Source organism: Sphingomonas pruni NBRC 15498, assembly GCF_001598455.1.
In the GTDB taxonomy this organism is placed as follows: Bacteria; Pseudomonadota; Alphaproteobacteria; order Sphingomonadales; family Sphingomonadaceae; genus Sphingomonas; species Sphingomonas pruni.
This window is the reverse complement of the sequence record NZ_BCYZ01000018.1, coordinates 44,886-68,059: the sequence shown is the minus strand read 5'-3', so window position 1 is coordinate 68,059 and position 23,174 is coordinate 44,886. Positions and strand designations below refer to the sequence as shown.

The following is a 23,174-nucleotide window of genomic DNA, read 5'->3' as shown; positions in this document are numbered from 1 at the left end:
GGGGCCCGCCCGGCGCAGCCGGGTGGGAAGGGTGAGGGCGAGTAAAAGCGAATGCGCTTCTGGTTCGCCATCCCGCTCTGGCAGCGTGTCGTCGGCGCGCTCGTCCTTGGGGTGGTCTTCGCGCTCGTCTGGCCGGCGGGCGCGCCCTACGTCCAGTTCCTCGGCGACCTGTTCGTCCGTGCGATCCGCATGCTGGTCGCCCCCATCGTGCTGGTGACGATCGCCGCCGGCATCACCAGCCTGGCGGACCCGAAGAAGCTCGGCAGCCTGGGCGCCCGGACGATCGGGCTGTTCGCCGCGACCACCGCGATCGCGGTGTCGGTCGGCATGCTGGTTGCTACCATCATCCGCCCCGGCGCCGGCGCGCCGCTCGGCACCGCAGCACCGCATGCCTTGGGCGCGCCGGTCACGCCGTACGACCAGTTGATCGGCATCATCCCGCTCAACATCGTCGATGCGCTGGCCAAGGGCGACATGCTCGCCCTCATCTTCGTAGCGATCCTGTTCGGGGTCGGCACCGTGCTCACCGGAGAGGCTGGCAAGCCGTTCGCCAACTTCTTGCAAGCGACCTCGGCAGTATTGCTCAAGGTCGTGACGATCGTGATGGAGGCGACCCCGTTCGGCGTCTTCGCGCTGATCGCCAACGCGGTCGCGGCGAACGGCGCGGCGGTGTTCGTCCATGTCGGCTGGCTCGCGCTGGCGGTGGTCGCCGGATCGCTGATCCAGATGCTGGTGGTGCACAGCCTGTTGCTGCGGTTCGTCGCCAGATTGCCGGTGCTGCCGTTCTTCCACGGCATCGTCGATGCGCTCGTCGTCGCCTTTTCGACCGCGTCGAGTGGCGCCACCTTGCCGGTCGCGATGCGCGTGTCGGAGGACAATCTCGGGATCAGCCGTCCGGTCTATTCGACCGTGCTGCCACTGGGGGCGAGCATCGGCAAGGACGGCACGGCGATGTATGTCGGCCTACTCAGCCTGTTCGCGCTCCAGGCGTTCGGCACCCCACTGACGCCGTCGGTTTATCTGCTCGTCCTCCTCACCGGATCGCTCGCCGCGTTCGGCACCGCGCCGGTTCCGTCCGCCTCTTTGTTCATGCTCGCCGCGGTATTGTCGGCGGTGGGCGTTCCGCCCGAACAGACCGCGCTCGTGGTCGGCTTCGTCCTGCCGTTCGACCGGCTGCTCGACATGACCCGCACCGTGCCGAGCGCCTGTGCCAACCTTGCCGTCGCGACGACCGTAGCGCGCTGGGAAGGCGAACTCGACGAAGCCATTTATCGGTCGGCCCAGGATGACTGACTCCGAGCTGATCGAAGCGAGCCTGGTCGCGCTGGACGGCCGTGAGGCCGCGATGCGCGCCCGGTTATTCGATCGATTCCTTGCCCGCTTTCCCGAGCGCCGTGCGATCTTCATCCATGTCGATGCAACCGCGGTGCGGATGACCGATGAGACGCTGCAATGGCTGCACGGCCTCGCGCAGGACCGGAAATGGGTGTGGAGCCAGGTCGCCGAACTGGTGATCAACCACCGCAATTACGGCGCGCTGCGGCAGGAAGAATATGATGCATTCGTCGATCTCGCGATCGACGCGCTGCGCGACACGATCGACATCTGGGACGCCGCGACCGAGGGTGCGTGGCGGCGGCAAGCGGCCAGCCTCAAGACATTGATCGCGCGGGCACGCGCGGAATGGGCGGCATCGCCGCTCGATTTTTCCTGATCGGGGGACGGAATTACATGACGAAACAGGCTCTGGTTCTTGTCGTCGCACTGGCGATAGCCGTGCCTGCCGCCGCGCAGGACAATGACCTGACGGCGCGCGTCGAAGCAGTGCTGGCGAAGACAGCCGGCCCGGGCACCCGTTTCGGCATCGTCGTGGTCGACGATCAGGGCAAGGACGTCGTCGCGATCAATCCCGATGCGCGGTTCATCCCGGCGTCGAACACGAAGATGTTCACCACCGCGACCGCGCTCAACACGATGGGCGACCTGACCCAGCCCGACACCACCGGCGGCACGGCGGTCCGGCTTGAGGGGCGCGACGTCGTGCTGATCGGCAATGGCGACGCGAGGCTGTCGGGTGCCGATGACTGCACGGTCGATTGCCTGACGACTCTGGCGGATGCCGTGGCGAAAAAGACGCGGATCGTCGGGGATGTGATCGGCGACGACACTCTGTTCCCGGACGAGCGCTGGAGTCCGGGGATGAGCTGGAACAATATTCCCTCGCGCTACGGCACCGCGACCTCCGCGCTGACGATGGACGACAACGAATTGCCGGTGACCGTCACGCCGGGCACGGTCGGCGCCGCGCCCAAGGTCGAGCTGCCGACCTATTACACCGTCGACAATCGCCTCGTCACCGTGCCGGGCGCCAAGAGCGCGATCGAGTTCGACCGCGCGCCGAACGGCTACGAGCTGCGCCTGACCGGAACGATCGGCGCCGACGCCAAGCCCGACACGTTGCACGTCGGGATCGACGATCCGGCCCGCCATGCTGCTTGGCGCTTCGTGCAGCTGCTCAAGGCGCGCGGCGTGAAAGTGACCGGAACGATCGACGTCCGCCATCGCCCGCTGATGCCGAGCGACGATCCCGCGATCCGCGGCAACGCCCCGCCGGCGCGACCGCCGCTGCCGTCGGTGCTCGCCAAGCTGACCCCGCCGCCGCTGATCGACGACATGCATCTGACCATGAAGGTCAGCCAGAATCTCCATGCCGAATTGTTCCTGCGCCGCGCGTCGCTGGTCGCGGGCAGCGGGTCGATCGCCGACGGTCAGGTCGCCGTGCGCGCGATGCTGGCCAAGGCCGGTGTGCCGCGCGCGACGTTCGACTTCTCCGACGGGTCGGGCATGTCGAGCTACAATCGCGTTGCCCCGCGCGGCGCGGTGATCATGTTGCGCTGGATCGCGGCGCAGCCTTGGGGCGCCGCCTGGCGCGAAACGCTGCCGATCGGCGGGGTCGACGGCACGCTGGCGCGACGGTTCGGCGGCACGCCGCTCGACCATAAATTGTTCGCCAAGACCGGCACGCTCAACGCCTCGGCTGCTCTGTCGGGCTATATGATCGCGACGAGCGGCCGCACGCTGACCTTCTCCACTTATGCCAACGACATCCCACCCGGCGTCGAGGCGACCAAGGCAGTGGATGCCGCTCTGGAGCTGATCGCCGCAGAGAATTAGGCGCCCTAGATCAGCCTATCGCGAAGCCGCTACCCATCTCCGACGCATATCGATAAGCAGCAATCCTCCGCACACCGCGAAGAAGCCAAAAATAGCGGATAGGCCTAGTTCAGCGCGCGATGAGAAGGCGGAGGCTCCCGAGAGGTATACCGCTGTGACGGTCAGACAACCCAGAATTCCAGCGGCAAGCCAAATGCGGGCGACCAACCTATAAAAGCTCAGCCAGCCATGCAGTTTCTCACTCGGCGTTGTCATAGGCGAAAGATAACCGATCTCTACTCGCCCGCAATCTATTCAACCATCGCGCTATCGAAAACGCGGCAAGCAGCGCCCGATCGGGCCCAGCACATCGCGCGAAAAAATTTGCACGCCCGTGTCGATTCCCGACACACTCGTTCGTCGTCCCGATGAGACGCCAATTGGGCCGGCTCGAACAAGGAGACAGACGATGCGTGTCATGGTGTTGGTGAAGGCCACCGAAGAGAGCGAAGCGGGCATGGCGCCCACCTCCGAGATGCTGGAAGCCTTCGCGGCGATGGATCGCTTCACCGAGGAGCTGGTCGAAGCGGGCGTGTTCATCGCCGCTGCCGGACTGAAGCCCAGTTCCGAGTCCAAGCGAGTCGCGTTCGAAGGCGCCAGCCGCGCGGTCATCGACGGACCCTTTGCCGAGGCGCGCGAGCTGGTCGCCGGCTTTTCGATCTGGGAAGTCCGGGACATGGACGAGGCCGTGGCCTGGGCAAAGCGTATGCCCAATTGCATGCCGGGCCGCAGCGAGGTCGAGATTCGGCCATTCTACGAAGCGGCGGACCTGGCCGATTATGTGACACCCGAGGAACTCGCGAACCCGCGCGGCGGCGATCGCGGCAAGCTCGGAGTCGCCTGATCAGGTCGGCTGGAACGGCAAGCCCTCTCCAGCCGGCCTCAACCTGATTGGTGCCGATGCCGATTTCGCCGGCGCGCCGCACCATCATCGGAGACCAACGATGACCATCACCATTACCGCGTTCGAACGGTCGCCCGATGGCGGCAAGGGACTGGCGCGCGACACGCGCGTTCGCTGGGCGCTCGAAGAAGCGGGTCTGCCATATCAGGTTCGGCTCGTTTCCTTCGCCGGGATGAAGGAACCGGCGCACCTGGCCGTCCATCCATTCGGCCAGATACCCACCTACGAGGAAGGCGATCTCGCCCTGTTCGAGACGGGCGCGATCATCTTCCACATCGCGGATCGCCATGCGGGGCTGCTGCCCGAGGATCCCGATGCCCGGGCGCGCGCGATCACCTGGATGTTTGCAGCGCTCAACACGGTGGAAACGCCGATACTCGACCTCCAGACCGCCAAATTCGCGGAAGGCGACAAGCCTTGGGCAAAGGAGCGCTTGCCGCTGGTCGTCGACCGTATCCGCGCCCGGCTGCGCCAGCTGGCCGATCGTCTGGGCGATGCCGAGTGGCTCGACGGGGCGTTCAGCGCCGGGGATTTGTTGATGGCGTCGGTGCTGCTCCGGCTGCGGATGTCGGGTATTCTCGACGAGTTTCCGACCCTGGCCGCCTATGTCGCGCGCGGCGAGGCGCGGCCCGCCTATCAACGGGCCTTCGCTGCGCAATTGGCGGTCAACGCGCCGGCATCCAGCTAGGGCCGCTTGCGTCGCCGCTGTCCGTGACGGACAAGCGGCGGCGTGACGGCAAGCGAAACGGACAGCAACGGCGAAACGCATCGGGCGATCGAGGCGACCTTTCGCATCGAACGCGCCAGGCTCATCGCCGGCCTGGCCCGCATGGTGCGCGACATCGACCGTGCCGAGGAACTGGCCCAGGAAGCGCTGATCGTGGCGCTGTCGGACTGGCCGAAGAGCGGAGTCCCCGCCAATCCCGGTGCCTGGCTGACGGCAGTCGCCAAGCGGCGCGCGATCGACGCCATCCGGCACGACCAGATGCGCGACCGCAAGCATGAGGAGATCGCGCGGACGCTCGACGAGGAAGCGGCGGATAAGATTGCGGCGATCGACGCCGCGCTGGACGACGATCTCGGCGACGAACTGCTCGGGCTGATCTTCACCGCTTGTCATCCGATGCTGTCGCCCGATGCCCGCGCGGCGCTCACCTTGCGTGTGGTCGGCGGGCTCACGACCGACGAGATCGCCCGGGCCTTTCTGTCCAGCGAAGCGACGATCGCGCAACGTATCGGCCGCGCCAAGAAGGCGATCGCCAAGGCGGGTCTGGCTTTCGAGGTGCCGCGCGGCGCCGAACGCGCGGCGCGTTTGCCCGCGGTGCTCGAGGTCATCTACCTCATCTTCAACGAGGGCTATGCGGCCACAGTAGGCGACGACCTGGTCCGGCCGGGGTTGGCACGGGAAGCACAGCGGCTCGGCCGCATCCTGGCGGGGCTGATGCCCGACGAAGCCGAAGTGCTCGGCCTGCTGGCGTTGATGGAGATACAGGCGTCGCGGCTGAATGCGCGGACCGGACCGGACGGCGCATTCATCCCGATCACCGAGCAGGATCGCACGCGCTGGGATCAGCTGCTGATCCTGCGCGGGCTCGATGCGCTGGCCCGCGCCGACGCGCTCGGCGGTCAGGGGCCTTATGTGCTGCAAGCCGCGCTCGCCGCATGCCATGCGCGCGCGCGCCGTGCCGCAGATACCGACTGGCCGCGCATCGCCGCTCTCTACGATCGGCTGGGTGTGGTGACACCCTCGCCAGTCGTCGATCTCAATCGCGCCATTGCGCACAGCATGGCATTCGGGCCGGACGCAGGGCTCAAACTGATCGACGAGATTCCCGATGCCGACGCCTTGCGCCACTATGCGCCCTTCCCCGCGGCGAGAGGCGATTTCCTGTTTCGGGCAGGCCGGCTGGCCGAGGCGCGGCCTGAATTCGAGGCCGCCGCCGCGCTCACCCGCAACGCGCGCGAGCGGGCGTTCCTGCTCTCACGAGCGGATGCTTGCGAGTCCTAGCCAAGCCAACGGTTCGCTGCCGCTAAGCCCCGCGCTGCGCGTCCCAGGCAGCGATCACCGCATTGCCGGTCGCTGGCCTGACCTCGAAGATGCTCCTCCCCGCCTCGCTATGCCGCGACGGATGGACGCGATTGGTGAGCAGGGTCCAGGCTATGCCGCGGTCGAAATCGACCCACAAGCCCGTACCGGTGAAGCCGGTATGCCCGATCGTCTCGCCCGAACAGGCCGCCCCGCCCGACCAGCCGTCGAAACGCCGTTCCCAGCCGCAGGTGCGGTGTCCCTCGATCGGCGTGCGGATCGCCTCGACCATCGCCGGCGACGCGGCGCTACTGTCGAGCAGCCCTTGCGCGAAATCGAGTACGCCGGCGACCGTCCCGAACAACCCGGCATGGCCGGTCTGGCCGCCCATCGCGAAGCAATTCTCGTCATGCACTTCGCCACGGAGCACGCGCCCACGCCATTGGCAAAGCTCGGTGGCGACGGCTGGCCCCGGCGGCGGGCCGTAGCTCAGCCCTTCGCCCAACGGCCAGGCCGAAAGCGGCTGTCCGGTAATCCGTTCGATCGCGATCCCCAGCAGGATGAAGTTGATGTCCGAATAGACCGGCGGGCCATGCCGCCATTCGCGCTGCAGCACGAATGCGCGCAGCCGCGCGGCGTCGCCGCCATAAGTGTAGATCGGCTCGACCGCGGGCAGGAAGGTGCGATGCGCCAGGCAGTCGCGAAAGGTCAGCTTGCGCTCGGCGGCGTTGGCGACGTCATATTGGCGCAGATCGGGAATGGCGTCGGTCAGCGGCCGGTCGAGGTCGAGCCTGCCTTGGTCTGCGAGGGTCAGGATCATCGTCGTCGTCGCGATCACTTTCGACACCGAGGCAAGGTCGAACCAGTGATCGAGCGTCAGCGCTTCGGGTTTCGGCAGCAAAGCGGCCATCCCGGCATGCGTCACCCAGCGCCGCCCGTCGGCGGCCACCACGCCCAGGGTCGCCCCGGGAATCCTGCCCGCAGCGACCGCGGCGGCGGCAGGGGCGAAGGCCTGTTCGATCATGCCGTCACCATTCCTGCCGCATCGGGATCGTCGTCCGGTCGTGGCTTTGCGCGCACGATGAAGGGCAGCAGGACGAGCACCGCGACGCTCATCGTCCCTGCCATGATGAAGAACCCGTCATAGCCGATCGCTTTCTGGAAAACGCCCGACAGCCCCGCGAGCAGTCTGGGGATCAGGAAGGCGAGACCTGAGAACAAGGCATATTGCGCCGCGGGATAGCGTGGATTCACGAGCAACGAGAGGTACACGACGAACACCGCCCCTTCGAACCCATGGCCGAATTGATCGACCGCCATCGCCAGATAGAGGTCGAGATCGCCGGCTGAGACTCCGAGCCCGAACACCGAGAACAGTACCGGTCCGCCGGGCGCCTGATGCGCGAGCCAAGCGAAGATCCAGTTGCTGAGCGCCGACATCACCCCGCCGATCACCAGCGACCAGCCCATCGACACCCTGGCGGCCAGCAGACCGCCCAGCGTCACTCCGAGCAGCCCCGACACCAAGGCGACGACGCCATCGGCGGCGCTGATCTGTTTGAGCCCATAGCCGAGGTGATTGAACATCGGATGCGACAGCGTGTTCGCCATCACGTCGCCGGTCCGATAGATCGAAATGAACAGCAGGATCGGGATGACGACAAGGCCGTATCGCCACGCCACGTCGACATAGGGGCCGACCGCCAGCGACCGGCGCAGCGGCGCGTGCCAGGGCAGTTTGCGGAGCCAGGGCACCGCCGCGCCGAGCACCAGGAACGGCAACAGCCCGAGCCCGGCCACCCAATATTTCATGACGTCAGGATTATCGATCCCGACCGAGCCGATTGCCGCCAATAGAACCCAGCCGACCACCGCCGTCGCGGCGGTTATGGCGATGATCGCCGCCGCGCTGGTCAGCAACCCCGCCAGCAGCGCGCCAATCCGGCCTTCATTGCGCCCGCTCTCGGATCGCATCGCCGCCAGTAGCGGAAAGGGCAGGAACGCCAACACGCCGATCGCCAGATAGGCGAAGGCCCAGTCGGACACCGCGGCGACATAGATCGCGCCACCACCGGCCACGACCATCGATATGCGGTAACCCCATTGGTTGACCGCGACGAGCGGCCCCTGCTCCTCCGCGGTCGGAGCCAGCTCGACGCGCCACCCATCCGCCGCGATCTCGAGCGTGCTGGTCCAGAAAGCGAGCAACACCGCGAACAAGGCGGTCAGCGGCAGGCTCTTGTCCGACGCGGTGAAAGCCATCCCGATCGTCGACAGGAAGATGCCGAGTTGGGACACCATGATCCATCCACGCCGCCGCCCCCAGAAGCGGCCGAAGCCCGGCATGTCGTATTTGTCGAGCAACGGCGCCCAGGCGAATTTGAACGTCGGCAGCAGCGAGACCCAGGCGAAATAGCCGATCGTGACGATGTCGACATTGTGCCGCGCGAGCCGCAGGAACAGCACGGTGTTGAACATGTAGAACGGCAAGCCGGCGGAAAAGCCGAGCAACGCGTAAAGCGCCAGCCGCCCGAAGCCGGGACGCAGCACCGCGCGCTCCGCCGCACCGGGATCGATTGCCGCAACCGTCACGCGTTGAGACCGGGCAAGCGGTCGTTCAGGCGCTGCATCAGCGATCCTCTCCATGCACGCAGGTTATGGTTCTATGCATATCCGGCTCCGACCAGGCACGGCCGTGTTGCAGTCGCGCAACGCTTTGGTGCACCCGACCATAAAAAGGGAACCGCTTTCACCGTTTTGCGCAAAAGAAAGGTGGCAACATCCGTCCTTTTTGATGCTTAATGTCGTCAATGAAGCGCCAAGGGAAGGGCGTGTCCAGGGGGATCATAGCTATGACGGGATCGACTTCGCTTCGACTGGTGTTGGCGTCAAGCACGGCGCTCGCCGCTTTATTGTTGCCGATCGCGGCAAATGCGCAATCGACCAGCGGCGATCAAACCACCGCGCCTGCCGCGACGCCGACGGGAGCGGCGCTGCCGGTCTCGGACGATCAGGGCGACAAGGCCGGCAATGGCAACGAAATCATCATTACGGGCTCGCGCATCAAGCAGGACCCGAACCGCAGCGCGCTGCCGCTGCAGATCGTCACGACCGCCGAACTCCAACGCAACGGCATTTCTAGCCCCGAACAATTGATCAGCTTCCTACCCGACAACGGCAACAGTTCGGACAATCTCGCATCGAACTCGGACGTCGTAACGGCCGAACGGCGTGGCAATAACGGTGCGTCATATGCCAATCTGCGCGGCCAAGGGTCGGCCGCCACGCTCGTGCTTCTCAACGGCCGCCGTGTAGCAGCGCAGGGCACCACCGGCGCCGCTGTCGACGTAAACCAGATCCCTTTCATGGCGCTCGATCGAGTTGAAGTGCTGAAGGACGGCGCCTCCGCCATCTACGGCACCGACGCGGTCGGCGGGGTGATCAACTTCATCACGAAGACCAATTACAAAGGCTTTGGCGCATCGGCCTATTCGGACGTGACCGAATATGGCGACGCGCCGATCTATCGTCTGTCCGCAATCGCCGGCTTCGGCGATCTAGAAAAGGATGGATTCAACGTCTTCGGCACGCTGGGCTACAGCTGGGTCAACCCGCTGCAGGCCAAAGACAGACCGTACATCAACACTTTCCAGCACGATAAGGGCCTGGGCGTCGACACGCGCGGTACGCCGTTCGCGACGATCGTAAACTTGGCTGGCACGTCGTTCGCCGCAAGCTCTGCGTTCCCAACAATCCCAGGCACCAGCCAAGTCGCAACGGGCGGTATCAATATCCTGCGCCTGCCGGGACAGGCTGGTTGCGCCTCCGGTACCGACATGGACATCTACGATACCCAGGTCTGGGCCGCGCCCGGCAATGGGCTCGCATGTTCGTTCGACACCGGCAAGAACGTCTACCTGCAACAACAACTCAAGACGCTGACCTATTACGGTCGCGGCGCGGTCAAGATTGGCGCCAGCACGCTGTCGCTCGAGATCGTCGGATCGGACGCCAAGTCGAACAAAGTGTTCTCGCAGGTCCAGATCACGCCCAACACTACTACCCAGAATTACGCGTACAAGCTTGCCGCAGATGGCAGTAATCTGGGTGTGATGACCAATCTGGTCAACATCCTGAAGGCGTCGTTCCCGACCAACGCCAATATCCAATCGCTGACCCCCCAGACCGCGAAATTCTCTTATCGCTGGCGCTGCATGGAATGCGGTGAGCGCCAGATTTTCACCGACACGACCACGTTCCGCGCGCAGCTTGGGCTTGAAGGGCCGCTACCGATCGGCGACTGGGACTATCGCGCCGGTGTCTCCTATGCGGATAGCATCTCGAGTTCGAAGCTGGGCACGGGCTATTATTATCAGGACGCGCTGATCGCCGCGCTCAATAGTGGCTTAGTCAACCCGTTCCTATTCTCTGGCCAAACCCAGTCACCGGCGGGCCTCGCCGCGATCCAGGGAGCTTCGGCCGCGGGTGTCGTGCTCTACGGTGGCAAATATTCGGTCAAGCAGGGCGACTTCTCGGTGTCAGGTTCGTTATTCGACTTGCCAGGCGGGGCGGTGAAGCTCGCCGCCGGCGTCGACTATCGGCGAGAACAATACAGCTTCAAGGGCGATCAGCGCGCTACTATGCGCACGATCATCGCCGCGCCGTTCGATAACGGCAACGCGCTCAATGGCGTGCATCGCGACATCAAGGCGGTCTATGCCGAACTGCTAGTGCCTGTATTTAAGGGTTTCGAGCTATCCGCCGCCGGGCGTATCGATGATTATACTGGCTTCGGGACGACCAAGAACCCGAAGATTTCGATCAAGTACCAACCTATCCCGGAAATCATGTTCCGCGGATCGTACAACACTGCGTTTCGCGTGCCGGCGTTCAATCAGATCTTCAATCCCGACACATCTTCAATCTATACCGGCGCGGATTTCGCCGACCCGAAGAACTGTCCTGGCGGCAAGGTCAACGCGGCGACAGGGTGCCTTGCCTTGAGCGCGGTCAACGGTTCAGCGATCAACATCATCAATGGCGGCAATCTGAATCTCGGCCCGGAAACTGCGCGCGAATGGAGCGCCGGCGTAGTATTCCAGCCGATCAAGAATTTCAGCTTCACTGCGGACTGGTGGTCGATCCACCGCGAAAACACCATTCAGGTGCTGCCGCTGCAATATCTCTTCTCAAACTATTCGATCTTTCAGTCGCGTTTCCATCGTGACGCGAATGGTGTGCTGACCGATATCGACCAGACCTATTCGAACGCCGGCGCCACGCGGACCCAGGGTATCGACTTCACGGTTCGGGCATTCGTCGATGCCTTCGGCGGCACGATCTCGGCAGGCGCCGACGCAACATGGCTGCTTAAGAAGGACGAACAGGTTAACGCCGCTGCGGCGTTCATCCAGGAACTGGGAGTCTATTCGCTGGCGTCGGACCTCGGCCTCAAATGGAAGCAGAACACCTTCGTGTCTTATTCCAACAAGGACTGGAGCTTCACACTGACCCAAATTTACCGTTCAGGCTACAAGAACCAAGTATTGCCCGGCATTGCGAACGGTTCGTTCGATCCATGCTGCGATGTCTCTGACGTGAAAGCCTATTTCCTCTATAACGCGTCCGCTAGCTTCACCGCCGCCAAGGGGCTCAAACTGACCTTTGGCGTCAAGAATCTGTTCAACGCCAAGCCGCCCTTCGCGATCTCGTACGACACGAACAACGGCACTGGCAGCGATTGGGAACCCCGCGTCGCCGACCCTCGTGGCCGCTCGTTCAACATGCTTGCAGAGGTCAAGTTCTAGGGCAGTCGACCATAACGAAAACAAAGGGGGCGTCCGGTAACGGGCGCCCTTTTTTTGTCAGCCTTGCTCGCTGAATCCGCGCCGAAATCGTGACCTTCGCGACCCGACATATCCGATCCGAACGTAATAACTGCGCAAATTGCGGAATTTGCCCCCCAGCTCGCGTCAATGGTCGCGCAATGTGCGTGTGCGCAAACCCTTCGCCCATCAGCGAAAAGATTTGCATGCGACCCACGGCGACATTCTCCCCCGGCCCTTCCAGCCCCTGGCCAGCGCTCGCGCCGGTCGGGTTGTTCGTGATCGTGGCCGCCATACTGATCGTCGGGCGCACGCCGCCGTCAGCGATATGGCTGGCGCCGGTCTGCTTCGGCGCCTTCGCCTCGCTCATCCTGTTGTGGCGGTCCGGAGCGCCGGTATTCGTCCAATCGGGTCTCTCGATGTTCGTCATCGTCGAGCTCATGATCGTCGGTGTCCGCAGCGACGCGCTGGGGCTGCGCCAGGTCGAAAGCCAAGTGTCCACCGCAACCGAGTCTTCCGACGACGACGGTAATGCTCCGGGATCGGCGGCCACGGCCGCGCCGGCATCGCACGTCTCGATCGTGACGACATCCACCGACACCGCGCGCGAAGCCGACGAACTGTCGCGCAGGATCCAGCAGGATCTGCCCGAGCACCTGCGCGACAGCGAAATAACGGGCGAGTTGAAGGTCGATCGCCTCCGCTCGGATACCAGGCTGGGGCTGTCCTGGTCGATCGGGCCGGCGGGCAGCGCGACCTGGTGTGGATCGAGCAGCGTGTTCGCCGCCGACGCACGAGCCGGAGTCGCGCTGCTCGCCGCGGAAGTGGCAAGGCGCCTGTCTCCGCCGCCCGGCGCGCGCCCCGCATGCGGCAGCCGGCGCACGTAAATTTGCGCAGTTTGAGCAATCTTGTCGCGCCGGTGGCTAGCGATTTCGGCAATGCCCCTCGCCTAACCATGTCGTCATGACCAGCCGCCAGGCCTTCCTGTCTCGCCACCGAAGCGACCGTCGGCGCCTTCTTCGCGACGAACGCGGCGCGGCGCTGGTGGAAATGGCGATGGTCCTGCCAGTGCTGATGCTGCTGATCATGGGAATCATCGTCTACGGACAATGGCTGGCCTGTGCGAACGCCCTGCAGCAAAGCGCGAACGAAGGTGCACGCGCCAGCCTGTCGGGCCTGTCGCAGGAAGAGCGCGCGCTCACCGCGCGTCAGACCGTCGCGGACTCGCTGTCGCATTATGACAGTATCGACCAGCGCAAGGTGGCGATCGGTATCCAGGACGACGGCACCACGCTCAACGTCACGGTCAATTACGACATGTCGGATCAGTCGGTCATGAAGCTGCCCTTCGTGCCCATTCCCGACAAGGTTCTTTCGCGCAGCGCCGCCGTGCGGCTGGCCAGTTTTTAAAGGGAGCCGGATGCGCGCCAGACCTTCCCTGTTCGCCTCGACCAGCGGCAACGTCACGATCTTGTTCGGCGGTGGCCTGCTCGCGTTTCTGGGGGTCGCTTCGCTCGCCGTCGATGCGACCAATCTCTATTTGGCCAAGCGTCATGCCCAAGGGATAGCCGATGCGGCGGCACTGGCTGCGGCGGGCAATATCGACAATGCGAGCGGCGCCGCAGCCGCGGCGCGCAATGCCAATACGATGCCGGGACTGTCGATCATGAGCGTCGAGCCTGGCCAGTATGCCGATGATCCGACCATCGCGGCGAGCGCGCGCTTCGTCGCGGGCCCCGATGGCGCCAATGCCGCGCGCGTCCTCGTCCATGCCGATGTTCCGCTCTATTTCGCGCGGATTTTCGGCAAGCGGACGGCGCCGGTCGAGGCGCGCGGCACCGCCGCCCGGATCGATTTGGCTGCTTTCTCGATCGGCTCGCGGCTCGCCGGAGTCAGCGGCGGCTTGCCCAACGCCATGCTGTCGCAACTCGCCGGCACCGACCTGCAACTCAGCGCGATGGACTATCAGGCGCTCGCCGGCGCGCAACTCGACATCCTCAAATTCAGCGAGGCACTACGTTCGCAGCTCAACGTGCAGGCCGCGACTTTCGGCGAGTTGTTGAACATGCAAGCGACCTTGCCTCAGATTTCGCGTGCGATGGCCGCGTCCGTCACCGACGCCCAGGCGTCGTCGGTGCTGATCGCCGTGGCCAACCGGCTGCCGCAAAACTCGGTCAAATTGTCTTCGCTGATCGACCTTGGTCCGCTTGCGGAGAACACCCAATCCGACCCGTCGCGGCCGATTACGGTCGACGCCTACTCGTTGCTGCGCGGCACGCTCGAGCTTGGCGGACAGCACCAGATCGCGACCGATCTCGGCGCGACCATACCCGGGCTCACGTCGACCAAAGTGTGGATCGCGATCGGTGAGAGACCGGCAAATTCGCCCTGGCTCCGGGTCACCGCGGCGCACGATGTCGAAGTTCGTACCGCGCAGACGCGCATCTATCTCGACGCCCAGGTCGCACCACAGCTCGGCCTCGCCTCGCTTCGGGTCCCGATCTATGTCGAACTGGCTGCCGCAAGTGCGAAGCTTAAGGATGTATCCTGTGCCGGCGGGGCGAATAAGGCGACGGTCAAGCTGACCGTGACGCCTTCGCTGGGGGAAGCCGCGATCGCTGATGTCGATCCGGCCACGCTGGGGAATTTTCAGGCCGCGCCTACGCTCAATCGCGTGACGATGCTGCGCACACCGCTCGCCAGCGTGTCCGGCTTGGCCGACGTCAAGCTGGGCGGTGCCGATCCACAGGATGTGTTCTTTTCGGCGAGCGACATTGCCAATCACACGGTGAAGCAGGTCAGCACCAACGACTTGCTGCAAGGCGTCGCCTCCTCGCTGATTTCGCGGATTGACCTCAACGTCAACGTATTGGGGCTTGGGCTGAACGTGGGCACGCTGACGGCGTTGGTCGGCCAGGTGCTCAATCTGGCCGCCGCGCCGCTCGATGGCGTGCTTGGCCAGGTTACGTCGCTGCTGGGCGTTCACGTCGGACAAGCGGATGTGTGGGTGAATGGCGTGCGATGCGGCACGCCGGTGTTGGTCGGATAGCGACCGGGGCGGGGAAATGGGCAGATCGAATTTAGTATTCCGGCGCGACGATAGCTGGCAGCCGCTCGGCTATCGGCTCGAACTGCCGGCCGAAATCCGCGAATTCCGTTCGTGCCGCCTCGACATATTGCTGCTCGAAATGTCGATCGCGGGCTGCGGGTTATGGGCCGGATTCAAGATCCGGGTCGAGCGGCCGATTACCCTTTTCGTCGAGGGTTTCGCGCCGATCAAGGCGAGCACCGCCTGGAGCGACAGCGGCTTTGCCGAACTGATATTCGACCAGCATCTGCATCTCAGCGTCGTTCAGCACGTGGCCCGGGAGTCGGCGGCCTGCCACCGCCAGACCAAACCGTTCGGCATGCCGAGCGCCGCGCATGCCGAGTTCACGGCGCTGTCACAGGAATTGGGAAAACCGCTGCCGATTTGACGGGATTTGCCGGGCGTCGGTTGCGTGCCGCCCGCGCCGAAGCTATTTGCGCGTCACCACGATCACCGCGCCTTCGCTGCCATAGACGCCGCGCAGGTCCCTGATCGCCCCGTCCACTGGGACGGTGGCGCCGTCGTTGCGCAGGAACTCGGTCTCGAAGCGTTGCGTGCCGCCATGGCTCAGGACATCCTCGATCACTTCGCGCAGCATCACGCGCTGCCCGACCGGGACGAGGTCGATGACCGAGACGTTGGACAGCCGCTCACAGGGAAGCTGGAGCAGGTCGCTCATCGCGGCATCGACTTCTTCGATCCGTCCGCGCACATTGAACCAGATATAGCCGATCCCGCCATGCGCCAGGATCGCTTCGATCAGCGCCTTCTTCGTGTCGGCCAGCCGATAGGCTTTCACGTCGTCGGTAATGTCGCGCGCGAGCATCACGACGCCCTGGTGCGTGCGGAACGTCTCCATCCGATGCCAGGTGTCCGACCCGAACAGCCCCGGCAGTTCGAACGAACAAGGCTCCCCCGTGCGCTCGGTCCGATTGCAATAGCTCTCGAACATGGTTTCCCTGAGCGCCGGGAACACGTCGAACAAGCCGCGCCCAGGAAGCGCGCCTTCCGCCTTGCGCGCCATCGCATGCGCGGTGCGGTTGGCCATGATGATATTCCGCTCTTCATCGACAACGACGAGCAATAAGGGCAGCCAGTCGGCGAGCTCCTGGTTGGAAAAGAGCGAGTCGTGATCCTCGCTTTTCGCGCCAGCAAGAAATTCATTATAATTGGCGATGGGGAGCAAGGCGTGGGTTTCGCGCCCGTGATGCGTGACGAATACTGTCCTTCCAGCTTGGCTGAGATGGCCGAACTGCCGCGCAAACTCGGAAGCTCTGACGAAAATCCCCGACACTCCGCCTCCCGACCGCCTGGCCGATCCAATTTCAGCCACGACAAATTCAACGACCTACGCGTAAAACATAATCGTTCAATTATCATTACATTATCGATGAATGTGTCCGAAACGACTACGATCTATCGTTAGTTATAAATTCAGGCGATTATCATGTCGCTTACGTACAATTACAGCAACGCCGAGGAGCCGTATTTCGGCGGGCCTCAATCGTTACCAGATCGCCGCCCGCTCGCCCGGTGCCAGATATAAAGTGTCCCCCGCGCCGACCCCGAACGCGTGCACCCATGCTTCCATGTTGCGCGCGGTCCATACCCGCTGCGCGGCGGGCGCATGTGGGTTGGTCAGCAGCCGTCGCCTCAGATCGGCGTCGCGATACTTCAGCCGCCAGATTTGTGCCCAGCCGAGGAAGAAGCGCTGGTCACCGGTCAGGCCATCAATCACCGGCGCCTCTCGTCCGCCAAGCGAAGCGCGATAGGCATCATAGGCGATCGTCAGGCCGCCCAAGTCGGCGATGTTCTCGCCGAGCGTCAGCTTCCCGTTGACGTGCAAGCCGGGCAGGGGCTGATATTGGTCGAACTGCGCCGCCAGCACTGCGGTGCGTCCGGCGAAGGCCGCGCGATCGGCCGCCGACCACCAGGCGGCGAGCCTGCCTCGTTCGTCATATTTCGCTCCCTGGTCGTCGAACTGGTGCGTCATCTCGTGCGCGATCGACGCGCCAATACCGCCATAATTGACTGCCGGGTCGACCGCGGGGTCGAAGAATGGCGGCTGCAGGATCGCGGCGGGAAAAGTGATCGCGATCTTCGGGTAATTGGCGAAGGCGTCGACCGTCATCGGCGTCGCGCTCCATTCCCAGCGATAGACCGCACGCCCGATCTTGGCCGCTTCCCAATCGTGGCGAAAGATGGAGGCGCGCACCGCATTGCCGAATGCGTCGTCGGCGCGCATCGTCAGGCCGGCATAATCGTGCCAGCGGTCGGGATAGCCGATCTGGGCATGGAACGCCGCCAGCTTGCCGTGCGCACGCGCTTTGGTCTCGGGAGTCATCCAGTCGAGCGCGTCGATCCGGCGGCCGAACGCGGCGACCAGATTGCCGACCATCGTCTCGGCTGCGGCGCGCGTTGCCGGCGTGAAGTGGCGCGCGACGTAGATTTTGCTGACCTCGTCCGGCACCGCATTGAGCACGAAGGCAATCGCCCGCCGCCAGCGCGGCTCGGGCGTGTCGATGCCGTCGATCACATGGCCATAGAAGCCGAAATCGGCAGCACGCAGATCGGCCGGCAACACCTCGGCATAACGATGCATCGTGCGCACGATCAGCATGGCACGCAGCGTTGCGACCGGCGCGGCATCGACCAGCCGCAGCGTCCTGGCGACCGCGTCCGGCTGGCGCACGATGGCGCGCGTGGTGCGATAGCCCAGCGCCGGCAGCAAGGTCGCGACCCGATACGGTCCGCGTCCCGCGTCGAGCGACGGCACGGCAACGGGGTTATAGGTCCGAGCGGCGTCGCGGCTGTCGGCCGCCGACCATTGCGCTGCCGCGATCCTGGTCTCAAGACGAAGCACCGCGTCCGCTATCGCGTCGGGCGTCGCGACGCCGGCGATGCGAAGCGTGCGGGCCAGATACTCGCGATAGGCTATGCGGGCCTGTCGCATCGGACCGGTGTCGGAGACATAGTAGTCGCGATCGGGCATGCCGAGCTCGCCTTGCGACACGGTCAGCGCATAATGATCGGGGTCGCCGTCATCGGGTTCGACCGCAAACGCGATCGGCAGCGCGACGCCGCGTCGGCCGGCCCGCGCGGCGGCCGTCCAATAGTCGGCGGGTGTGCGGATCGCGCGCAATGTCGCCAGCCAGGCACTGGCGGGCGCCATGCCCAACCCGTCGACGCGACCCTGGTCCAGGAACGCGCGATAGGCCGTGCCGGCGCGGCTGGTGCGGTCGCAGGCCAGCTCCTCCAGAATGGCATGGACCTGCGTCCCGCTGAGGTCGTCGAGCTGACCGATCGTGCCGACGCTCGATCGGTCGGCCGGGATCGCGGTGCGACGCTCCCACGCGCCGTTGGCATAACGGAAGAAGTCGGTGCCCGGCGCGACGCTGCGATCCATGCCGCCCACGTCGAAACCCGATCGGGCTGTCGCGTTATCCGCCCCGCTTCGGGCGGGGATCGCGATCGTCCCGGTAATCGCCAGGAAAAGCGCGCCGGCGCGGGCAATCCCGTTCAGCCGCGTCGCCGCAGACCATTGATTTAACTGGCGCATTGCGGGCAACTCCTCGGCGCCCGCTTAGCAGCAGGCAGTTGGAGCGGGCTAGCCCGCAATCCGACGCGCGGAGCTACGCGGTAAGATCGCGCAGGGAGGCGATCAACGTGCGCCGCGCGAGCACGATCTTGAAGTCGTTATGGCCGTAGCCGCGCGCGTCCTTCAGCAGCGCGCCGGCAGCCGCCTCGAACGCATCGGTTCCCGCAGGCTGGCCGACCAGCGCCGCTTCGGCCTCGGCGCTGCGCCACGGCATCGGTGCGAGCCCGCCGAACGCCAGTCGCGCAGAGGTGATGACGCCATTCTCGACGGCGATCGCCGCCGCAACGGATACGAGCGCGAAGGCATAGGACGCGCGGTCGCGCACCTTGCGGTAGAGTTGCCGCCCCGGCGGCGGCGCGGGCAGCTCGATCGCGACAATCAGCTCGCCGGGCTTGAGGTTCGTCTCGATCTCGGGCGTGTCGCCGGGCAAGCGATAGAGATCGCCGAGCGCGATCCGCCGTTCTCCGCCCTCGGGAAGCGCCGTTACCACGATCGCGTCGAGCGCCCGTAAGGCCACCGCCATGTCCGACGGGTGGGTCGCGATGCACGATGCCGACGCGCCGAGCACCGCATGGATGCGGTTGAACCCACCGATCGCATCGCACCCGCTGCCGGGCTCGCGCTTGTTGCAGGCCGCCGCCGTCTCGTAGAAATAATAGCAGCGCGTCCGCTGCAGCAGATTGCCGCCGACCGAGGCCTTGTTACGCAATTGCGCCGACGCGCCCGCCAGCAACGCCCGGCTCAGCATCGGATAGTGCGTGCGGATCAGCGGATGCGCGGCGAGATCGCTGTTGGGCACCAACGCCCCGATGCGCACGCCGCCGCCATCGATCTGTTCGACGCCGTCGAGTGCGAGCCGGCTGATATAGACCAGTTTATCTGGCGTCTCGACCTGCAATTTCATCAGGTCGACCAGATTGGTCCCGCCGGCGATATAGCGCCCGCCATTGGCACCGGCGGCCAAGGCTTCCTCGACCGTCTCGGCGCGCACAAAGTCGAAAGGCTTCATTCCGCCGCCTCCGCCAGGCGCTCGGCATCCGCCACTTCGCGGATCGCCGCGACGATCGTCGGATAGGCCGAGCAGCGGCAGATATTGCCGCTCATCCGCTCGCGTATCTCCATATCGTCGAGCTCGATGCGATCGAGATCGTCGCTGACATGGCTTGCCCAGCCCTTCGCCACTTCGTCGAGCATCGCGGTGGCGGAACAGATCTGCCCCGGCGTGCAATAGCCGCATTGGAAGCCGTCATGATGCAGGAATGCCGCCTGCAACGGGCTGAGATGGTCGGGCGTACCCAGCCCCTCGATCGTCACCACCTCATCGCCTTCGTGCATCACTGCCAGGCTCAGACAGGAATTGATGCGTCGGCCGTCGACCAGCACCGTGCACGCGCCGCACTGGCCGTGATCGCATCCCTTCTTGGCGCCCGTCAGGCCGATATACTCGCGCAGCAGGTCGAGCAGAGTGGTTCGCGGGTCCGCCTCTACCTCCCGCACTTGGCCGTTGACGGTGATCCGCATCGCTCACTCCTCGGGATGTGTCCCGCCGCCACGAAGGCACCGAAACGGCACAATTCTGCGACAATTCGAATGTAGTGGCCTGCATTGCTCCCGACCAGTAGCGGAAAATAAATGCGTCGTTCGATCAGTCTTGTCCTGTTGCTTGCCGGCAGCGCGCCAGTCGCGCTCCATGCCCAAACCGCGCCTGCGCCTGCGCCGGTCCCGGCGCCCCAGCAGTCGAAGCCGGCATCCGCGCTCCAATCGGAAGACGATGGGGCGGACGAGAACGATATCGTCGTCACCGGCTCGCGCGCTTTGCCCGGCGCGGTGGTCGGCGATATCCCGCCCGAGCAATCGCTCGGGCCGGCCGATGTCCGTTCCTATGGCGTCAACAGCGTCAGCGACCTGCTCAATGAGCTCGCGCCGCAGATCCGCAGCGATCGCGGATCGGGCGGTGCGCCGGTCGTCCTGCTCAACGGCCGCCGTATCTCGAGCTTCGCCGAGATCCGCGATCTACCCACCGAGGCGATCGCCCGCGTCGACATCCTGCCCGAGGAAGTCGCGCTCAAATACGGATATAGCGCCGACCAGAAGGTCGTGAACATCGTATTGCGCCCGCGCTTCAAGGCGATCACCACCGAGCTGGCCGATCAGCTCGCGACCGAGGGCGGCCGCAACACGCCGTCCGTAACCGGCGATATCGTCACGATCCGCCGCAACAACCGCTTCAGCCTGCATGCCGGCTATACCGACAGTTCGCCGCTCTACGAAAATGAGCGCGACATCCTGCCGCCGGTGGCAAGGCCCGCGGTACCGGGAACGGTCGACCTCAATCCAGGCTTCGACCAGCGGCCCTATCGCACCCTGTTATCGTCGAGCCGTAATTTCCAGACCAACATGGTCTACGCTCGGCCGCTGGGCAAAGTGAATGCGACGATCAACGGCACGTTCCAGTATACCGAATCCACCGGCGCGCAGGGCCTGCCCACACTCGACCTGACCTTGCCGGCGGGCAATCCGTTTTCTACTTCCGCGGATGACATTGATATCAGTCGGGTCGCTAGCGGCTACGATCCACTCAAGCAGCGCAACTCGGCGCTGACCTATCATATCGGCACCGGCTTCAATGGCCAGTTCGGCACGCAATGGCGCTGGTCGCTGACCGCCAATTACGACCGCATCGACAGCGAGACGTTCAGCGAGACGGGATTCGACGTCAGCGCCCTTCAGGCCCGGCTCGATGCCGGCGATCCGACATTCAATCCGTTCGGGCCGATCAATCCGCTCGATTATGGAGTGGCGCCGGCCAATCGTGGGCAATCGACGTCCAATAGCGGCGGCGTCGATGCGCTGGTCAACGGCAAGTTGCTTAAGCTGCCCGCCGGCGACATCTCGACCGCGATCCGCGTCGGCGGGTCGCTATCGAGCCTGGACAGCCAGTCGTATCGGCTCGACCCGCAGAACGCTCTGGTCAGTACCAGTGGATCGACCCGGCGCAACGAAGCATCGGGCCAGGTCAATCTCGACGTGCCGATCGCGAGCAAGTCGAAGCATGTCCTGGCGTTCGTCGGCGACCTGTCGGTCAACGGCAATTTCGCGGTCCACCAATTGTCGGATTTCGGCACGCTGACCACGCGCGGCTACGGCGCCAATTGGCAGCCGATCCAGGGCGTGCGCTTCATCGCATCGGTGACCGACCAGGATGATGCCCCGTCCGCGGCGCAGCTCGCCAATCCGACCGTCGTGACGCCGAATGTCCGGGTGTTCGACTATGTCAAAGGCGAGACGGTCAGCGTCACCAGCACGACCGGCGGCAATCCCTTCCTCAAGGCCGACAGCAAGCATACGCTCAAGATCGGCCTGACCTTGAAGCCATGGGAAAAGACCGATTTCACGCTGACCGCCAATTACGTGAAGTCCAGCGTGCGCAACGCGATTGCCGGCTTCCCGGCGGCGACCGCCGCGGTCGAGGCCGCCTTTCCCGATCGCTTCACGCGGGATGCCGATGGCGACCTGACCGCGATCGATACGCGCGCGGTCAATTTCGCGCGCACCGACCGCTCCGAATTGCGCTGGGGCTTCAACATCTCGAAGCCGATCAAGTCGAAGCTGCAGAAGCAGGTCGAGGCGTTCCGCGCCGGCACCGGCCCCAATCCGTTTCAGGGCCTGCGCCTGCCCAATGGCCGCCGCTTCGGCGAACGGCCTCAAGGCGATGGCAACAATCCGAACGCCGCCGGCACGCCGCCTGCTAACGGCAGCGCGCCCAACGCGAACAATACCCCGCCGCAGGACGGTGCACCCGGCGGCGACCGTCCGGGCGGCGGACGCTTCGGCGGCGGTGGTTTTGGCGGCGGCGGGTTCCGTGGCGGCGGGGGGCGCGGCGGACGCGGCGCGTTCGGCGGCGGCGGCGGGCGGCTGCAATTCGCCTTCTACCACACCTGGCATTTCACCGACCGGGTCGAGATTTCGCCGACCTTGCCGGTGATCGACCTGCTCAATGGCGGGGCGATCGGGTCGGGCGGCCAGTCGCGCCACGAACTCGAGGCGCAGGGCGGCTATTCCAATAATGGACTCGGCGTCCGGCTGTCAGCCAATTGGCAGAGCGGCACACATGTGCTGGGCGGTACGGCGGGCAACCCCAACCCGCTCGACTTTTCGAGCCTGGGCACGATCAACCTGCGCTTTTTCGCCGACCTGACGCAGCAACTCAAGTTCCTCAAGAAGAACCCCTGGGCAGCGGGTATGCGGGTGACCTTGGCCGTCAACAACGTCCTGGATTCGCGTCAGCGCGTCCGCGACGCCAACGGCAACACGCCGATCAGCTATCAGCCCGATTATCTCGACCCGATGGGCCGAACGATCCGTTTGAGTGTTAGGAAGGTGTTTTTCTAAGGCCGAGCGCGCCCCTGAATAGCGGTGCTATTCAGGGAGACGCGCCGGCCCGGCCGGCGGCGCCAAAGGCGCCGTCCGACGCGGCTTTGCCGCGGCAAAGGCCGGCTACCGCCCTCGCCGCGCTAACG

General features: G+C 64.9%; 18 protein-coding genes. 12 read left to right on the top strand and 6 right to left on the bottom strand.

All coding sequences use genetic code 11. The annotated features are described in order from the left end of the window. Positions 1-51: 51 nt before the first annotated feature. The 6 genes from SPR01S_RS07675 (at position 52) to SPR01S_RS07650 (ending at position 6,125) form a co-directional block, all read left to right on the top strand. Positions 52-1,293, top strand: a complete 1,242-nt coding sequence (locus SPR01S_RS07675) for a dicarboxylate/amino acid:cation symporter (protein ID WP_066587456.1) — start codon at positions 52-54, stop codon at positions 1,291-1,293. Beyond that, the gene (locus SPR01S_RS07670) at positions 1,286-1,714 is read left to right on the top strand and encodes a globin family protein (protein ID WP_066587451.1); all 429 of its coding nucleotides are present in this window, start codon (positions 1,286-1,288) and stop codon (positions 1,712-1,714) included. The genes SPR01S_RS07675 and SPR01S_RS07670 overlap by 8 nt, the downstream gene beginning before the upstream one ends. Before the next feature lie 17 nt (positions 1,715-1,731). Then, entirely contained in the window at positions 1,732-3,174 is a 1,443-nt protein-coding gene (dacB, locus tag SPR01S_RS07665; RefSeq protein WP_066587479.1) for a D-alanyl-D-alanine carboxypeptidase/D-alanyl-D-alanine endopeptidase, read from the top strand. A 448-nt stretch (positions 3,175-3,622) separates the two neighbouring features. Next, positions 3,623-4,057, top strand: a complete 435-nt coding sequence (locus tag SPR01S_RS07660; protein ID WP_066587449.1) for a YciI family protein — start codon at positions 3,623-3,625, stop codon at positions 4,055-4,057. Positions 4,058-4,157: 100 nt separating this feature from the next. Then, complete coding sequence (locus SPR01S_RS07655; RefSeq protein WP_066587446.1) at positions 4,158-4,805, top strand: glutathione S-transferase family protein; 648 nt, start codon at positions 4,158-4,160, stop codon at positions 4,803-4,805. A 42-nt stretch (positions 4,806-4,847) separates the two neighbouring features. After that, a complete protein-coding gene (locus SPR01S_RS07650; protein ID WP_066587443.1) occupies positions 4,848-6,125 on the top strand; it encodes an RNA polymerase sigma factor in 1,278 nt (425 codons plus the stop codon). Between the two features lie 22 nt (positions 6,126-6,147). On the opposite strand, the gene SPR01S_RS07645 is transcribed toward SPR01S_RS07650, so the two are convergent. Both SPR01S_RS07645 and SPR01S_RS07640 read right to left on the bottom strand, forming a co-directional pair. Continuing rightward, complete coding sequence (locus SPR01S_RS07645; protein WP_066587438.1) at positions 6,148-7,167, bottom strand: serine hydrolase domain-containing protein; 1,020 nt, start codon at positions 7,165-7,167, stop codon at positions 6,148-6,150. Further along, positions 7,164-8,735: an MFS transporter gene (locus SPR01S_RS07640; protein WP_245661910.1), complete on the bottom strand. Its 1,572-nt coding sequence runs from the start codon at positions 8,733-8,735 to the stop codon at positions 7,164-7,166. Before SPR01S_RS07640 ends, SPR01S_RS07645 begins: the two co-directional genes overlap by 4 nt. Positions 8,736-8,995: 260 nt before the next feature. Here SPR01S_RS07640 and SPR01S_RS07635 point away from each other — a divergent pair, with 260 nt between their 5' ends. The 5 genes from SPR01S_RS07635 (at position 8,996) to SPR01S_RS07615 (ending at position 15,444) form a co-directional block, all read left to right on the top strand. Further along, the gene (locus tag SPR01S_RS07635; RefSeq protein WP_066587434.1) at positions 8,996-11,950 is read left to right on the top strand and encodes a TonB-dependent receptor domain-containing protein; all 2,955 of its coding nucleotides are present in this window, start codon (positions 8,996-8,998) and stop codon (positions 11,948-11,950) included. Positions 11,951-12,174: 224 nt separating this feature from the next. Continuing rightward, positions 12,175-12,855 (top strand): hypothetical protein, encoded by a 681-nt coding sequence (locus SPR01S_RS07630; protein ID WP_169803395.1) that lies wholly within the window; start codon positions 12,175-12,177, stop codon positions 12,853-12,855. 76 nt (positions 12,856-12,931) lie between these two features. Further along, positions 12,932-13,378 (top strand): TadE family protein, encoded by a 447-nt coding sequence (locus SPR01S_RS07625; protein WP_066587430.1) that lies wholly within the window; start codon positions 12,932-12,934, stop codon positions 13,376-13,378. 10 nt (positions 13,379-13,388) lie between these two features. Further along, positions 13,389-15,017 (top strand): TadG family pilus assembly protein, encoded by a 1,629-nt coding sequence (locus SPR01S_RS07620; RefSeq protein WP_066587429.1) that lies wholly within the window; start codon positions 13,389-13,391, stop codon positions 15,015-15,017. Positions 15,018-15,033: 16 nt separating this feature from the next. Continuing rightward, entirely contained in the window at positions 15,034-15,444 is a 411-nt protein-coding gene (locus SPR01S_RS07615) for a hypothetical protein (RefSeq protein WP_066587428.1), read from the top strand. A 42-nt stretch (positions 15,445-15,486) separates the two neighbouring features. Here the strand turns inward: SPR01S_RS07615 and SPR01S_RS07610 are convergent, their stop codons facing one another. The 4 genes from SPR01S_RS07610 to SPR01S_RS07595 form a co-directional block, all read right to left on the bottom strand. Next, entirely contained in the window at positions 15,487-16,350 is an 864-nt protein-coding gene (locus tag SPR01S_RS07610; RefSeq protein WP_157082041.1) for a PAS domain-containing protein, read from the bottom strand. A 213-nt stretch (positions 16,351-16,563) separates the two neighbouring features. Then, positions 16,564-18,615: a M13 family metallopeptidase gene (locus SPR01S_RS07605; RefSeq protein WP_084251023.1), complete on the bottom strand. Its 2,052-nt coding sequence runs from the start codon at positions 18,613-18,615 to the stop codon at positions 16,564-16,566. A 73-nt stretch (positions 18,616-18,688) separates the two neighbouring features. Then, positions 18,689-19,663: an FAD binding domain-containing protein gene (locus SPR01S_RS07600; protein ID WP_066587417.1), complete on the bottom strand. Its 975-nt coding sequence runs from the start codon at positions 19,661-19,663 to the stop codon at positions 18,689-18,691. Further along, complete coding sequence (locus SPR01S_RS07595) at positions 19,660-20,175, bottom strand: 2Fe-2S iron-sulfur cluster-binding protein (RefSeq protein WP_084251022.1); 516 nt, start codon at positions 20,173-20,175, stop codon at positions 19,660-19,662. Before SPR01S_RS07595 ends, SPR01S_RS07600 begins: the two co-directional genes overlap by 4 nt. 111 nt (positions 20,176-20,286) lie before the next feature. On the opposite strand from SPR01S_RS07595, the gene SPR01S_RS07590 reads away from it, so the two are divergent. Beyond that, a complete protein-coding gene (locus SPR01S_RS07590; protein WP_066587416.1) occupies positions 20,287-23,046 on the top strand; it encodes a TonB-dependent receptor in 2,760 nt (919 codons plus the stop codon). Positions 23,047-23,174 lie beyond the last annotated feature (128 nt).